Origin of the sequence: Promicromonospora sp. NPDC059942, assembly GCF_042731755.1 — a bacterium.
Taxonomy (GTDB): domain Bacteria; phylum Actinomycetota; class Actinomycetes; order Actinomycetales; family Cellulomonadaceae; genus Promicromonospora.
Genome location: NZ_JBHWLR010000006.1, coordinates 331,009 through 346,195, shown reverse-complemented (window position 1 = coordinate 346,195; position 15,187 = coordinate 331,009). Strand labels below are relative to the sequence as shown.

The window sequence follows — 15,187 nt, the reverse complement described above, 5'->3', positions numbered from 1 at the left end:
GCCCTTCGTGGCCCTCAAGTGCCCCCGTCCAAACAAGGCTGAGCCGCGGGTTTCGTGGCCCTCCCCCGCCTGCCCCCCGTCGGCCGGGACATCCCCTCCACTCAGCGGTTTTGGTTTCGGGGGTGGGTCAGGGGTAGCTGACCACCTGGGACCGCTGCGTGCCCTGCTGGACCGCGCCACCGGTGCCGTTGATGACGTGGTTGATGCCGCCCGAGCCGTTGAGGAAGATGGCGGTCAGCGACCGGAACGTCACGCCCGGGGTGTCCGGCGCCTGGATACCGGACTCCAGGCGGATGTCCTGGCCCTGGTTGAAGAACGAGTACGTGCCGGTGCCGATCGCGGAGTGGTTCTGCACGTCGTCGGCGACGCGGTAGGCGGCGTAGCCGAGGCGGTCACCGTCCATCCACGCGGCCTGGTTCGGCACGTCGTACGGGATCTCGTTCTGGTAGAAGAGCGTCTGACCGTCCTCGCCGTTCCAGATGGTCTGCTCCTCCTGGTAGTGCTCCACGAACAGCCCCGTCGCGGTGACGCGGTCACCGTTGACGACGACGCCGTGGGCGCCGGTGTTGACGTCCCAGCCGATGCCGTTGCCGTGGTCGCCGCGCCAGGCCCAGATGTGGTCCAGGAGCGTGTCGGGGCTGTTCACCTCGATGGAGGTGACGGCCTTGCCCGCCCAGGGGCCGCCCACGCGGACGAAGACGTCGGTCAACGTGGTCGGGTCGGCGGCGTCGGAGACGGTGGCCCCCTGCGGGCCGACCTGGATGAGCGTCTCCGACTCGGGGACGTTGGCGTCGGCGGTGATGCCGGCGATCTTGACGCCCGCCACGTCGCCGACCTCGACGACGGCGTTGCCGGCGGTCGGGGTGAGCGAGGCGTAGCCCAGGCCGAGCACGACGGTGTCGGCGCGGTCGACCTGCAGGGGTGCGTCGAGCTCGTACACGCCGGGGGTCAGGACGAGGTTCTTGCCGCTGGCGAGCGCGGCGTTGATCGACGCGGCGTCGTCCGTGCCCTCCTTGGCGACGTAGAAGTCGGAGATGCCGATCGACTGGCCGGCGTCCGATCCGGTGGACCAGTCGGTACCGCTGCTGTCCGTCTTCGCGTTCGGCACGAACACGGACAGCTCGCCGTTGTCGCCCCGGTACAGGAACGGGGCCTCGCGGCTGACCGGCGTGGAGCCGATCGTCGTCGTCACGCCGACGTTCTCGCCCACCGGCTGGCCGAAGTTGGTGGCGGGCGCGCCCTGGACCCCGGCGAAGACCATGTTCCACACGCCGCCGTCCCAGGCGCCCACCTCGGAGTTGCGGGTGAACCACTGCTGCTGGGAGCCGGACACGATGGTGCCCGAGACGCGTGAGTTGGCGAGATAGCCGCCCGAGGCGAACTCGCCGTACCGGCCGAAGATCGTCAGGTTGCCCTGGATGTCCATGCGGCGCATGGGCGCCGCCTGCGAGACGGCGAACCGCATCTGGTGCGGCTCGGTCACGCCCGCGGGGTACGGCAGGGCCGCGTCCTCGCCGACCGGGCGCTGGATCGGGTTGATGCCCATGTTGGAGATCGACCGCCAGAAGCGGGTCAGGGAGCCGGGGTCGGCGCAGGCCCAGGGCTGGTTGGGGCAGCCCACCACGGGCTCCACGTGCAGGGCGCCGTTGATGTGGACGTCGTCGGGCTGCGCGCCGAGGCCGGCGATGGACTCGTAGTAGCCCACGTGGGCGTTGACGATCCCGGTGGCCGTGGCCGGGTCGTCCTGGCCGGCGGCGCTCCCGTAGGTGCCGGGCTCGAAGAAGACCTGGTGCCGGTTCTGGCTGAACTCCGCCTCGTCGTTCACCGTGTCGAGGAAGGAGTTGATCTGGTCGGCGGTCCAGGTCTCGTCGATGAACGTGACGTTGGGGCCGAAGTCGGGGTCGGCGGCCGCCTTCTTCGGCTTGGGCGTCTTCGGCCTGGTGGGCTTGTGCTTGCCGGGCGTGTGCGCGGCGGGCTGGTGCGCGGCCGGTCCGGCCTGCTTCGTCGCGGAGGCCTTTGCCATGGCCCTGCCTTCGGCGGCGGTCGGTGCGGCCGAGGCGGGTAGCGCCGTGACCGCGGCTCCCGCGGCGAGCGATGCTGCGACCGCCGCGACGGCGGCGCCGCGCAGGGTGGTGCGAAGTGTCCTCATCGACAGTTCCTTACGTGCTCGGGGCAGGCCGGCCGAGGCCGGGCGTGCTGCCGTGCGGGTGCGCCCGGGCGAGCGCCCAGCCAGGCTAACCGCCGGTCACTGACATGTCGGTAAGTAGTTTCCGCACGCTCCGGGTCACGGTGAACCGCCGGTCCTGGGCCACGTGCTCGGTGGGCCCGACGGCGCGCTCCAGCGCGCGGCGATAGTGCAGCCCCGTGTTGAAGACGGTCCACAGCTCGCCGCCGTCGCGCAGCACGCGGCCCGCCGTGGCGAACATCCGGTGCGCCGCGTCGGTGCTCAGCGCGGCGCGGTCGTGGAAGGGCGGGTTGAGCAGCACCAGGTCGGCCGAGCCGTCGGGGACTGGGAGCAGTGCCCCGGCGTCGTCCCGCACGATCCGGGCCGTGCGGACGCCGTTCGCGGCGAGCGTCGCCCCGGCCGAGTCGCAGGCGGCCCGGCTCCGGTCCGACGCGATCACGTGCGCGGTGGGGTACCGGAGGGCCAGGACGGTGGCGAGGATGCCGGTGCCGCACCCGAGGTCGATCGCGACCGGGTGGGCGTCCATGCCGGGGACCGGCGCCGCGGGGGTGTCGGACGTGTCAGCCGTGTCGGACGTGGAGGTCACCGGAGGGACCTGGAGGTCTGACAGGTGGGGCCAGCGGTGCGCCTGGGCCAGGAGGAAGCGTGTGCCGTGGTCCAGGGTGGCGCCGGCGAACGCGGCGCCGTGCGCGACGACGGTGAGGCCGGTGGGCCGGTCCTGGCCGGCGGCGTCCGGGGCCTGGCTCTCCGGGGCGGTGCCCGGCGGGACGATCGCGTCCAGGATCTCCCGGTCGGTCAGCCGCGCCGTGACGGGGTAGGTGAGCGGTCCGACGTCGGCCCGCGGCTCCCGCGCGACGAGCAGCCGCGACTTCTGCCGGGCGAGCGACGCGCTGACCTGCGTGAACGACGCGCCCAGCACGTCGTTCATCGCGTGCGTCATGTGCTTGACCCGGCCGCCCGCGAGGAGCGTGACCGACGGGTCGGCGTACCGGGCCACGTGCTCGGCGATCTCGGTCAGCTCCGCGAGCGACGCCGGGAGCTGGAGCAGCACGAGGCGGGCGCCCTCGAACAGCCGCGGCTCCAGCCGGTCGTGCTGGGTGAACCCCGGTCCGGCCGGTTCGTGCGGGACGGGAACGCTCGCAGTGGCCCGGGCACGCCCGTCCCACAGGGCCTTGCTCACCAGGCTGGAGTTGGCGGAGAGCGCCGCCTCGGCCGTGACCGCGTCCATCTGGGTGCGGACCTTGTGAGCCCCGCTCGCCAGCGCGCCCAGGGTCAGCGCGCCGAACCGGTCGCCGACCACCACGACGTCGTCGGGGAACTCACGGACGAGCGCGGCGGCCTCGTCGAGCAGGAGCCGGTCGGTCGCGTCGGCCGCGACCGGGCCGTCGGCCCGGGAACCGTCCTCGGGGTACGGCCGCAGCCGCGCGAGGACGGCCTCCACCTCGGGGCTCACCGCGCGGAGCGGGCCTTCTTCTCGGCGGCCTTGCGGGCCTCCTCGACGCGCTCCTCCTCGGCCCGCACCTGCTCGGCCGTCTGGCGCTCCTGCGCCAGCCACTCCGGCGGGTTGTCGCGCAGCTCGTTGATCTGCTCGGTGGTCAGCGGGTCGGTGATGCCGCCGCGGGCCAGGCCCGCGATCGAGATGCCGAGACGCCCCGCCACGACCGGCCGCGGGTGCGGGCCGTTGCGGCGCAGGTCGGCCAGCCACTCGGGCGGGTTGGTCTCCAGCTCCTCGAGCTCCGCGCGCGAGATCGGGGTGTCCTGGAACTCCTGCGGCGTGGCAGGCAGGTAGACGCCGAGTCGCTTGGCGGCGTTGGACGGCTTGAACCGCTGCGAGGCGAAGGAGGAACTCATGTTCCCAGGGTATCGGGGTGCGCCCGCCACGCTCTCCATGGCGGGCGTGATCCTCGCCGCTCGTGGCCGCTCGTGCGGGGGCGATCGACCCCGGGCCCCGTAGCCTGGGGGCGTGAACCAGCCCGTACCCGACGTCGGACCCGCCGCTCCCGAGGAGGTCCTTGACGAGACCTCCGACGAGGCCTTCGACGAGACTTCCGACGCCGAACCCGACGCCGAACCCGACGCCGAGCTCGACGGCAGGCCCCGCTTCCGCCTCGCCTACGTGCCTGGCGCGACGCCGGGCAAGTGGGCGAGCGTGTGGCACGAGCGGCTGCCCGACGTGCGCCTGGAGCTGGTCCAGGTCGAGGCCGGCGCGGTCGCGGCCGCGCTGGAGTCGGGCGACGTGGACGCCGCTATCGGCCGTCTCCCGGTGGACAAGGACGTGTTCTCCGCGATCCCGCTCTACGAGGAGTCGTCGGTGGTCCTCTTCTCCCGGGACCACCTGCTCGCCGCCCTCGCCGACGACGAGACCGTCTCCGCCGGCGACATCGCGCAGGACCCCGTCTGGGTGCCCGGCGACGACGTCCTGTTCACCGGAGGCCGCACCGTCCCGGGCACGCTGCCGGCGGACCCGGACGGCAACCCGCTGGAGCGGGTCCCGACCACCGCCGACGTCGTCGCGACCGTCGCCGCGAACGTCGGGGTGGCCGTGCTGCCGATGTCGCTGGCGCGGCTGCACCGCCGCAAGGACGTGACCTACCGTCCGCTCTCCGACGGGCCGACGGCGCCGGTGGGCCTGGTGTGGCCGATCGAGCGCACCACGGACCTCGTCGAGGAGCTCATCGGGATCGTCCGGGGGCGCACGGTCAACAGCTCACGCGGCCGGGGCGCGCCGTCGTCCCGCCAGGGGGCGGACGGGGCGTCCGCCGATGCGCCGACAGCGAAATCCGCCCGGACCGGGGTGAAGAAATCCTCGAAGAGCGTGTCAGGGGCCAAGAAGCGGTCTGGTACGGGGCGAGGTACGGCTGCTGCCGGAGGCCGAGGGGGTGCCCAGCGCGGCAAGGGCGGGCGTTCCGCGTCCCAAGGAAAGAAAAAAGGCAAAGGTCGGTAGAGCGTAAGAAAAGTCGTTGTAAGGTATTTTACTGAGATAAGCGGATATTGGCGATCTGCGCCATTGTCGCTACGCTCCGGGAATCGTGCTCGACGTCGGGCACACCTGCCCCATCCCTTTCCCGAAGGAGCGCTCAGTGCGCAAGATGACCGTCCTGGGAGCATCCGCGCTCCTCGTCGCGGGACTTCTGGTCCCCTCGACCGCCGCGTTCGCCGCGCCGGTCGCCGGCGCTCCTGTCGCGACCACCGGCTCGGCCACCTGCCCGAAGGACGGCAAGGTCGACGTCAGCGGTGAGCACACCACCCTGGTGGTCACCGCGCCCGACGGCTACCTCATCACCGGCTACTGCGTGAAGGCGGGCTCAGCCAACCAGGGCCTCGGCCCGGAGGACGTGGTCGTCGACCCGCCCGCGGCCGAGGTGACGATCTCGCACTCGTCCGGCAAGGCGATCAGCCACTACACGCTCATCACGGTCAAGGCCGAGCCGACGCCGGAGCCGAGCGTGCCGGGCGAGGAGCCGACGGTGCCGGGCGAGGAGCCGACGGTGCCGGGCGAGGAGCCCGGTGAGGAGCCGACCGACGGCACCGGCACCGAGCCGTCGGAGCCCGCCGTCGACGAGCCCGAGGCAGGGGAGCCCGAGGAGGGCAACGCGCCGGCCGAGGAGTCCGCCCCCGCCACGGGCGTCGACGCCACTGCGTCCCCCTCCGCGGAGGAGCCCGGCGAGCTCGCCGCGACCGGTGCCAGCACCGTCATCGGCTTCACGCTGATCGCGCTCGCGCTCGTCGGCGGTGGCGTGACCCTGCTCGTGCTGCGGCGCAAGGGCGCGCTCAGCAGCTGAGCAGCCCGTACACCACCACAGCAGCAGGGCGGGTCGGGACCGGAGCATCGGTCCCGACCCGCCCTGCCTGTGTCAGCCCTGTTCCGCGTCAGTCGGCCGCCGTCACCTGGATGATCAGCGCCTGCATCGGCCACAGCGTGGGGAGCTGCAGCCCGACCTCGGTCAGCACGGAGCCGGGCACGTCAACGGCCTCCTTGCCGAGCCAGCCGGGCGTGATGCCACCCATCCACTTCGCGGAACCCACCTCGTCGCGCACCCGCACGCTGTAGCGCCGGGCCGGGTCGAGCCCGTCGAGCCGCACCCGCTCCGTCAGGGCGTCCTGGAGCGAGGCCACGGTCGCCACCGTCCACACGCCCGCGGCGCGGTCGGGGGAGACGAAGCCCGTGACCCGCAGCGCGGGGTCCACCGTGTCGCCGTGCACGACCGTGCCGGTGTGCACGAGCGACCGGAGCTCCTTGTAGAGCGCCGCGTACGCCGTGACCGCGATCAGCTCGTCGTCCGTGCAGGCCAGCAGGTCCCACTCGAACCCGGCGTGGCCCTGGAGCGCGGTGGCCACGCGGTACGAGAGGTCGGTGGTGCGCCCCGACGAGTGCGCGGGCGACGGGCCGACGTGCGCCCCGATCAGCTCGGGCGGCAGCACGAGCGACGTCCACCGCTGGATGTCCTGGCGCTCCACCGGGTCGTTGGAGTCGGAGGCCCACACGCGGTCGGTGATCTCCAGGATCCCCAGGTCGGTCCGTGCACCGCCCGAGGAGCACGACTCGATCTCCAGCCCCGGGTGATCGGCCTTGAGCCGGGCGATCAGGGCGTACGCGGCCAGCGTCTGCACGTGGGTGCCCGGCCGCCCGACGCCGTCCGTCCCGACGTGGACGGGCTCGGTGAGGTCGCGGTTGTGGTCCCACTTGACGAAGTCGATGCCCAGCTCCGTGACCAGGGCCGAGATCTGGCCGCGCACGTGCTCCCACGCCTCGGGGACGGCGAGGTCCAGCACGTACTGCGTGCGGAACGACAGCCCGTCCGGCGACGGGACGGCCGCGGTGTTCGAGAGGATCCACTCCGGGTGGGCGCGGGCCAGGTCGGAGTCGAGGTTGACCATCTCGGGCTCGAACCACAGCCCGAACTCCATGCCCAGCTCGTGGACCAGACCCGCGAGCGGGCCCAGCCCGTCGGGCCACACGTCGTGGTCGACCACCCAGTCGCCCAGCCCGGTGGTGTCGTCGCGCCGGGAGTGGAACCAGCCGTCGTCGAGCACGAAGCGCTCCACACCCACCGCCGCGGCGCGCCGCGCGAGCCGCTCCAGCTTGGCCGGGGAGTGGTCGAAGTACACGGCCTCCCACGTGTTCAGCACCAGCGGCCGCGGGCTCGTCACGTGCTGCGGACGCGCCCGCATCCAAGTGTGGAACCGGTCCTGGACGCCGTCCAGGCCCCGCGGTGACCAGGCGAAGTACGCGACCGGCGTACGGTACGCCGTGCCGGGCGCCAGCCGGACCTCGCCCGGGCGCACGAGCTCGCCCGCCCCGAGCAGCGTCGCGTGCTCGGTGAGGTGGTCCACGCGGTGCGTCACGTCGGCGCTCCACCCGAGGTGGGTCGCCCAGGCCTCGCCGGTGCGGTGGCGCGGCGTGCCCGACGACGCCACCGTCACCCAGGGCGCGTCGTGACCCGACCGGCCCCGGCGGGTCTGCCGGGCCGTGCTGCCGCCCGGCATCGGCGTGGTCACCGGCGACTTCTCACGGGACCAGCGGCCCGTGAACTGGGTCAGGTGGTCCGCCGCCCGCGGCACGGGCAGCGTGGCCTCCAGCCAGTGCACGTCCACGGGGTCGTGGCCGTCGTTCGCCAGCTCGTGCCACAGCAGGACGAGCCCGCCCGCGCCGACCTCCAGGTGCGAGCGCAGCGTCAGCCCCAGGTCCGGGTCGTGGGCCGTGACCAGCAGGTCGGCGGTGTCCCGCTCCACCTCGGTGACGGTCCAGCGTGGGAACAGCGAGATGCCGCCCGCCGCCACGAGCAGGCCGGGGCGGCCCGCCCAGCCGTCCGACTCCTGCGGCAGCAGGGAGGGCCGCCACGCGGCGTCGAGCGTGCCGGGCGCGGTCTGCCGGCTGGTCGCCGAGTCGAGCGCCTGCAGGTCGGCGGGCGACAGGTCGCCCAGGTCGGGGCCCCAGTGGAGCACGAGCGGCAGCCCGCGCTCGGGGTGGGCCACGACCACGGCGACACCGTCGCGGCGCAGCACCGACCAGCTCGTGACCTCGTCGAACCTGTGCATCGTGCTGTCCTCTCGCCCCCTGAACCACACCGTACGCGCGGTCACTGACAGGGGATCGGGTTTCGTCCTGCTCGTGCGGGTGATGTGCCGCGGGTGGCGACGCGCCTAGCGCGCCACGAGGTCGTTCTCGGTGCGCAGCACCGGCCGCGAGACCAGCGCTGCCGGGTCGAGGTCGCGGCTCGTGGTCACGTGGAACACCGCCGTCGTGCCCGCCGGGAGGTCGACCACCTGCTCGTCCACCTCGGCGTCCGGGTCGAGCCGGTCGGCCAGCACGGACACGCCGAGCGCCAGCGACGTCGCCGTCACCTCGACGCGGTAGCCGCCGTCCTGGGCGGTGACCGCGGTCTCCAGCGGCGCGGCGTCGAGCGCCAGGTCCTTGCTCTCGGACCAGCCGTGCAGCCCGCGCTCCGCGCCGAGGGATACGACCAGCACCTCGTGCGCGGCGTCGGCCACGGCGACCAGGTCGCCCTCGAGCGGGACCAGGGTCACCGAGCGCGGCGGCACCACGACCTCGCTGTCCGACGTCGCCAGCACCTCGCCGCCCAGCGTGGTCCGGGCCGCCGCTACCGGGCCGGCCCACGGCTCGTCGGTGTCGTTGACCAGCGCAGCGACCAGCCCGTCCCCGCGCGGCTGCACCGTGACCGCCCGGTCGGCGAACGCGTTCCGCAGCGCGTACCAGAGCGGCTTGCGCCGGCCGTCGCCGTCCACGGCGGCCCAGGACGTGACGGGCCAGCAGTCGTTGAGCTGCCACACGATCGCGCCCGCGGTGCGCGGCCACCACGACCGGTAGTGCTCCACGGCGTACCGCACCGCGCGCGCCTGGTTGAGCTGCGTGGCCCAGTGCCAGTCGACGAAGTCCTCGGGGACGTCCAGGTGCGGGGCCAGGCCGCGGTCCAGCTTGCCGTTGCCGTCGATCGCCTTCTGGTGCAGCAGGAAGACCTCGGACTCCTTGAAGCCCTCCGGGACGGCCGCGCCGTCCGGCCCGTCAGCGCTGTCAGGAAGGATCGCCCTCGTCAGGGTCGCCCAGGTGGCCGGACCCTGGAAGCCGAACTCCGACGCGAAGCGCGGCACGTCGTCGCGGTAGTGCGAGTAGTCCACGCGGTTCCACACGTCCCACTGGTGGTGCGTGCCGTGGTCCGGGTCGTTGGGGTGCACCTGCTCGGGCGCGAAGCCGGGGGAGTAGGGCGAGCCGTCCGAGTAGGGGCGGGTCGGGTCGACCTCGGCCAGCACCTTCGGGAAGAGCTCGTAGTAGTAGCCGGCGCCCCAGGTCAGGTCGCCCAGCCGCTCCTTCCAGCCCCAGTCCTCGTGGCCCCAGATGTTCTCGTTGCCGCCGTTCCACAGCACCAGCGACGGGTGCGGCGCCAGCCGGGCGGCGTTCTCCCGCAGCTCGGCCTCGAACTCGGACCGGTGGGGCTCCTCCTCGGGGTAGGCGGCGCAGGCCAGCAGGATGTCCTGCCAGACCATGACGCCCTTCTCGTCGCAGACGTCGTAGAAGTCGTCCGACTCGTAGATGCCGCCGCCCCACACCCGCAGCAGGTTGAGGTTCGCGCCCAGCGCCTGGTCCACCCGCCGTTCGAGGCGCTCGCGGGTGATGCGCGTCAGCAGGTGGTCGTCGGGGATCCAGTTGGCCCCGCGCGTGAAGACCCGCCTGCCGTTGATCAGGAACGTGAAGCCCGTGCCGTGCTCGTCGCGCTCGCGGTCCACCTCGACGGTGCGGAACGCGACCCGGCCGGACCACGCGTCCAGCGGGTTCGAGCGGTCCTCGCCGTCGCCCTCGTAGAGGGTGACCTCGATCGGATAGAGGGGCTGGTCGCCGTACCCGGTGGGCCACCACAGGTCGACGTCGCCGGCCTCGACCCGCACGTCCAGGACGCCGCCGGACCAGCCGGCCGGGATCCCCGTGCTGGTCCCGCGGTCCCCGACGGAGACGTCGACGGTCAGCCGCGGCGTGTCGGCCAGGCCGGAGGCCTCGATCTCGACCCGTACGTCGACCAGCCCCGTGCCGTCGTCGGCCACGGTGGCCAGCGGGGTCACCCGGGCCAGCCGGGCCACCCGCCAGCGCTCCACCCGCACGGGCTTCCACAGGCCGGCCGTCTGCAGGTCCGGACCCCAGTCCCAGCCGAACGAGCAGGCCATCTTGCGCACCATGTTGAACGGCTGGTCGTAGGCCATGGGGCGGACGCCGAGCCGCTTCGCCTCGGCCTCGGCCGTCTCGATCGCGGAGTCGAGGTCGACCACCAGGTTGGCCGGCGTGCCGACGAGCTCGCGCACGTCGTAGCGGTAGGAGCGGTGCATGTTCGCGGTGCGGCCGAGCTGGGTGCGGCCCTGGCCGACGGCGGCGTGCTCCACGTCCGTGTCGACCGCCACGCCGGCCACCGTGTCGACGCCCTCGAAGAGCAGGTCGACGCGCTCGTCGTCCGCGGCGGGCGGCTCGTCCAGGACGGTCGCGTACCGCCAGGTGGTGCGCTTCATCCAGGCGACCGAGGTCTCGTTCGTGCCGAGGTACGGGTCGGGGATGAGCCCCTGCTCCAGCAGGGCGGTGTGGCTCGTGCCCGGGACCGTCGCCGGGACGGGGACCCCGGCGAGGTCCGCCGGGACGGGGCCGCCCGTCGCGGTCAGGGTCCAGTCGGTCAGGTCGCGGCTGATCTTCATCGATCCTCGTCCTCCCAGAGCGGTGCGCTCAGTGCGTGTGCGAGCGACCCGAGCATAGGGTGCGCGTCGCCGCGGATCGAACCGATACCACCGGTCGGTTCGCCGCCCCCGGGACGGCGTTCAGTCGGGCCGGACCACCAGGCCGAGCCGCTCGGCGAGGAGGATCGCCTGGGCCTCGCTGACCACCGCTCCGGTGAGGTTCGCCGTCAGGGGGTCGAGCGACGACAGGTCGCTGCCCCGCAGGTCGGCGTTGGTGAGGTCGGCCTCGTGGAGGTCTGAGGCCGACAGGTCGCAGCCGACCAGGACGCCCCCGGCCGCCTTGATCCCCGACAGGTCTGCCTCGCGCAGCCGCACGCCCTCGAGCTGCGCACCGGCGAGAGCCGCGCGGTGCAGGTTGGTGAAGGACCAGTTGCCGCCCTCGACCTTGAGCAGGTCGAACCGGCAGTTGTTGAACTGCGAGCCCACGAGCTTGCAGCGTTCCAGCTTCGCGTCGAAGAAGACGCACGCGTCGAAGACGCACGACGTGAACGCGAACTCCGTCAGGTGGGCGCTGTTGAAGCGGACGCCCCGGAACACGCACGAGTCGAACGTGGCGCCCGTGCCCGTGGTCTCCGTCAGGTCCATGTCGGCGAACAGCGTGGCCATGTGGTCCTCGCCGGACAGGTCGCGGGCGTACCAGTCCTCGCCCCTGACGGTGAGCTCTGTGGCGGGCATCCGGATCATGCGGTCGACCCTACGGGTACCCACTGACAGTGCCCCACCGACTGCGCCCCCACGACGACGCCCCGCCGCTGCGGGCGGCGGGGCGTCGGGTTCACGCGGTCAAGAAGTCAGTCGGTCACACGGTCAGGCGGCGTCCGGGAACGGGACGCCCGTGGTCGCGTGGCAGCGGTAGCCGTTCGGGTTCTTCGCGGCCGACAGGTACTGCTGGTGGTAGTCCTCGGCGTAGTAGAACGGCCCGGCCTCGGCGGCGGGGGCGATCTCCGTGGTGATCGCGTCGTACCCCTTGGCGCTCAGCACCTCGGCGTAGCGCTTCGCCGTCTCCTGCGCGGCCTCGGCCTGCTCCGGCGTGGTCCAGTAGATGCCGGAGCGGTACTGGGTGCCCACGTCGTTGCCCTGGCGGAAGCCCTGCGTCGGGTCGTGCCGCTCCCAGAAGATCTTGAGCAGCTCGGCCTCGCTGACCTTGGTCGGGTCGTACGCCACGAGGGCGGTCTCCGTGTGGCCGGTCCGCGCGGTGCAGACCTCCTCGTACGTCGGGTTGGGCGTGGTGCCGCCCATGTAGCCGACGGCGGTGCTCACGACACCGGGGACCTGCCAGTAGATCTCCTCGGCGCCCCAGAAACAGCCCATCGCCAGGTAGAGCACCCGCGTGCCCGGCTCCCACGGCCCCGTGATCGACGAGCCCAGCACGGTGTGCGGGCGCGGGGCCTGGAGCAGCGGTGCGGAGCGCCCGGGCAGGGCGTCCTCGGGGGCCACCATGGTGGTCTTGCTCGAACCGGAGCCCGGGCCGAAGAGGGAGTTCAGGAAAGTCATCGAACACACATCCTTTGGGTCTGATTCGTGCGGTGGCACGTTTGTCCATCACAACACGCGCGGGATCGGCGGTGTTCCATCGCTCGCACCGGGTCGGGGTACGAGTTTCTGCACGAGGAGCCGGACCCGTGCCTGCGTCCGGGGTACCGGCGACGCGCGCCGTGCGCCCGGTGCGCCTGCGGTGCCGAAGAACTTGTGCAGGTACGCCGCGGTATCGCGCCCGCTCACCCGCGTCGGCCAGTCGCCGACGCCGAGACCCGCGCTCTCCGCGGACTCGAGAAGTCTCCAGATGTCGACGGCGTCCCGGTCCGTGAGCCGTTCCCGGTAGGCGTACGCCTTCAGGACGAGGGCTGCGCGGACGTCGGGGAGCAGCAGGGACAGCTCGACGGTGCTCCCCGAGCTGAGATGGGCCGTAAGCACCACTTCCGTCGCGGGCAGGGCGAGGGCGAGCGACAGCCCGGGCACGGCGTCGACGACCAAGGAGCCCAGCTCCTGGTTGGGTTCGTGCTTTCCGAGATACGACGGGACGAGCACGTCGATGACGCGTCTTTCGCCCGGGGCGTCCCGTGCGAAGCGGCTGCCGTCCTCCCGCGTGTAGCCGAGTCTCGACAGGGCTTCGGGCAAGCGCGGATCCGCACACACCGATGTGGAGACACCCATGTCCGCGTCGGCCGTCTCCCGCGCGGGAACACGGTCCGCGACCCCGTGGACATGGGTCAGGAGGGTGGTGGCGATGCCGCCGACCAGGCGGTACTCGACACCGAGCGCGGCGCTGATCGCGGCGACGTCGGCCGCCGCGAGCCAGGCGCCGTCGGTGGCGGCGGACGATGAGGTCAGCTGGAGGACGGTCATCCCTGTCCCCTGTGCGAGCTGAGGTGTCGTCGAAGGGCGACCGCGGCATCGTCGTGCCCCTGGCGCGCGAGGTCGATCCACACCCGCCACGGAGCGAGTACCGGGTAGCTGTTCTCCGGACGCGCGGCTGACCTCAGGAGGTGGGGGTCGTCGGGGACGGCGAGGAACAGGTTCGCCGCGTCGGCGGTCGTCGGCGTCGCTCCGGCCTCCTGGAGGTCGATCTGCGCCGCTGTCCAGATCCAGGCGCTGGACGGCCGGGCCCAGGGGGCGAGCGAGTCCGCGGCGACGTCGCCGCCTACCGCGTGTTCGATGCCCCGTTCCCGCAGCTCTGTCGTGACACGCTGGGCGGCGGCCACCGGAGCGTCGAGCGTCAGCCACGAGGTGGCGATCCTCGGTTGCCATGGATAACCGGCGAGGATCCAGTCGGCCAGATCGTCGGGAGAGCGCGCTTCCCATCCGGTCCGTGTGCGGCGAACGGCATCGCCGAGGCCCTGCAAGGCCTGGCTGACGCGTGGCTGGGTTACTCCGATCCGGCCCGCCAGGGCGCGCTGGGAGGCAATTGGGGCCTCGAGGAGCTCGAAGGCCAGCGCGTATGTCGCCCAGGGGATACGGCCCGGGCGTCTGCTCGGCTCGCTCGGGGCGACAGGATCGGCAAGATCGCGGCGTCCGGCCGAGGAGAGCAGGAATCCATGAACGGGGCTGCCTGGTGAACCGGGGACGATGAGCAGCGACACGTTCTCTTCCTGTGCGGCTCGGCTGACACCGGCGCTCGCGGACGGCACGACGAGCAGCAGCGAGTGGCCCTCGTTCCTGGCGGACGTGGCGAGGGCGCGCACGGTGGCCGGACGGACCGGGGCGGGGAAGACCTTCGTGCGGTAGGCCGTGGCCGGCCAGCCTGCGCCGGTCAGCACGACGTCGGCTCCGCTGCCGTCCGGCGGTGCCGTGACGACCAGGCCGAGCTGCTCGGCGATCGTGGACCACGGTTCGGTGATAAGCATCAGACGCCTTTCCTGCCTAATGCTTATACTCTAGGCGACTTTGCTGGATCGTGCGAGACGGTCCTGGTGTTCTGCCGTCGGCAGATCCGGTGGCACCACACGCGCGCGCAGGCCATCGTCGGCACATGAGCAGCGAGGTCTCCACGGTAGCGGTCCTGTCTGACGTCCACGGGGTGCTCCCCGTCCTGGAGGCGGTGCTCGCGGAACCCGACGTGGCAGCCGCCGACCGGGTGGTCGTCACCGGGGACCACGCCGCCGGGCCGCAGCCCGTCGAGGTCCTGGACCGCCTCCGGGCCCTGGGGGAGCGGGCCGTGCTGGTCCGCGGGAACGCGGACCGGGAGCTCGTGACGCTCGCGCGAGGCGGCAGCACCGACATCCCGGACCCGGTCGCGCCGTGGGCCGCGTCCCGGCTGCGGCCCGACGACGTCGCGCTGCTCGCCGGCCTGCCGCACCCCGTCGAGCTGGCGGTGCGCGGGTTCGGCCGCGTCGTCTTCTGCCACGGCACCCCGCGCGACGACGAGGAGGTGGTGCTCGTCGACTCCTCGCTGGAGCGCTGGGCCGACGTGCTCGGGGGCCTCGACGCCGACGTGACCACCGTGGTCATGGGGCACACCCACATGCCGTTCGTCCGGCTCGTCGACCGGCGCCTGTGCGTCAACCCCGGCAGCGTCGGCATGCCGTACGGCCGCGCCGGCGGGTCGTGGGCCCTCCTGCGCGACGGCCAGGTCGAGCTGCGGCACACCCCGGTCGACGTCGAGGCGGCCATCGCCGCGATGGCCGCCGGGAGCGCCTACCCCGGGGCGGAGGAGTGGGCGCGGGAGTACGTGACGTCGGCCAACAGCGACGCCGACGCGCTGCGGGCGTTCGGCCCGCGGGACGGGCGAGCCGAAGGCGGCACACCTTGATGTAGGGCATTGGGTAGGGCATC

At 72.8% G+C, this 15,187-nt stretch carries 12 protein-coding genes; 3 read left to right on the top strand and 9 right to left on the bottom strand.

Features of this window, described 5'->3' with window-relative positions:
• Window positions 1-127 precede the first annotated feature (127 nt).
• The 3 genes from ACFV9Q_RS12760 to ACFV9Q_RS12750 form a co-directional block, all read right to left on the bottom strand.
• Window positions 128-2,149 carry an adenylyl cyclase gene (locus tag ACFV9Q_RS12760; RefSeq protein WP_377234715.1) on the bottom strand — a complete coding sequence of 674 codons (2,022 nt, stop codon included), beginning with the start codon at window positions 2,147-2,149 and terminating at the stop codon, window positions 128-130.
• Between the two features lie 85 nt (window positions 2,150-2,234).
• The gene (locus ACFV9Q_RS12755; protein WP_377234714.1) at window positions 2,235-3,638 is read right to left on the bottom strand and encodes a class I SAM-dependent methyltransferase; all 1,404 of its coding nucleotides are present in this window, start codon (window positions 3,636-3,638) and stop codon (window positions 2,235-2,237) included.
• Entirely contained in the window at window positions 3,635-4,036 is a 402-nt protein-coding gene (locus tag ACFV9Q_RS12750) for a DUF5997 family protein (RefSeq protein ID WP_377232158.1), read from the bottom strand. Before ACFV9Q_RS12750 ends, ACFV9Q_RS12755 begins: the two co-directional genes overlap by 4 nt.
• Before the next feature lie 112 nt (window positions 4,037-4,148).
• Between ACFV9Q_RS12750 and ACFV9Q_RS12745 the strand changes: the two genes are divergently transcribed.
• Window positions 4,149-5,129, top strand: a complete 981-nt coding sequence (locus ACFV9Q_RS12745) for a LysR family substrate-binding domain-containing protein (RefSeq protein WP_377234713.1) — start codon at window positions 4,149-4,151, stop codon at window positions 5,127-5,129.
• 136 nt (window positions 5,130-5,265) lie between these two features.
• A complete protein-coding gene (locus ACFV9Q_RS12740; RefSeq protein ID WP_377234712.1) occupies window positions 5,266-5,967 on the top strand; it encodes an LPXTG cell wall anchor domain-containing protein in 702 nt (233 codons plus the stop codon).
• An 88-nt stretch (window positions 5,968-6,055) separates the two neighbouring features.
• Here ACFV9Q_RS12740 and ACFV9Q_RS12735 read toward each other — a convergent pair whose 3' ends face one another.
• The 6 genes from ACFV9Q_RS12735 to ACFV9Q_RS12710 form a co-directional block, all read right to left on the bottom strand.
• Window positions 6,056-8,224 carry an alpha-galactosidase gene (locus tag ACFV9Q_RS12735; RefSeq protein ID WP_377234711.1) on the bottom strand — a complete coding sequence of 723 codons (2,169 nt, stop codon included), beginning with the start codon at window positions 8,222-8,224 and terminating at the stop codon, window positions 6,056-6,058.
• Window positions 8,225-8,329: 105 nt separating this feature from the next.
• Window positions 8,330-10,876: a glycoside hydrolase family 2 protein gene (locus ACFV9Q_RS12730; protein ID WP_377234710.1), complete on the bottom strand. Its 2,547-nt coding sequence runs from the start codon at window positions 10,874-10,876 to the stop codon at window positions 8,330-8,332.
• Window positions 10,877-10,996: 120 nt separating this feature from the next.
• Window positions 10,997-11,599: a pentapeptide repeat-containing protein gene (locus tag ACFV9Q_RS12725; protein ID WP_377234709.1), complete on the bottom strand. Its 603-nt coding sequence runs from the start codon at window positions 11,597-11,599 to the stop codon at window positions 10,997-10,999.
• A 123-nt stretch (window positions 11,600-11,722) separates the two neighbouring features.
• Window positions 11,723-12,409, bottom strand: coding sequence for a peptide-methionine (S)-S-oxide reductase MsrA (msrA, locus tag ACFV9Q_RS12720; protein ID WP_377231313.1), 687 nt, complete (start codon window positions 12,407-12,409; stop codon window positions 11,723-11,725).
• Window positions 12,410-12,457: 48 nt separating this feature from the next.
• The gene (locus ACFV9Q_RS12715) at window positions 12,458-13,261 is read right to left on the bottom strand and encodes a hypothetical protein (protein WP_377234708.1); all 804 of its coding nucleotides are present in this window, start codon (window positions 13,259-13,261) and stop codon (window positions 12,458-12,460) included.
• A complete protein-coding gene (locus tag ACFV9Q_RS12710; RefSeq protein ID WP_377234707.1) occupies window positions 13,258-14,259 on the bottom strand; it encodes a hypothetical protein in 1,002 nt (333 codons plus the stop codon). Before ACFV9Q_RS12710 ends, ACFV9Q_RS12715 begins: the two co-directional genes overlap by 4 nt.
• A 125-nt stretch (window positions 14,260-14,384) precedes the next feature.
• Here ACFV9Q_RS12710 and ACFV9Q_RS12705 point away from each other — a divergent pair, with 125 nt between their 5' ends.
• Window positions 14,385-15,164, top strand: coding sequence for a metallophosphoesterase family protein (locus tag ACFV9Q_RS12705; RefSeq protein WP_377234706.1), 780 nt, complete (start codon window positions 14,385-14,387; stop codon window positions 15,162-15,164).
• Window positions 15,165-15,187: the final 23 nt, after the last annotated feature.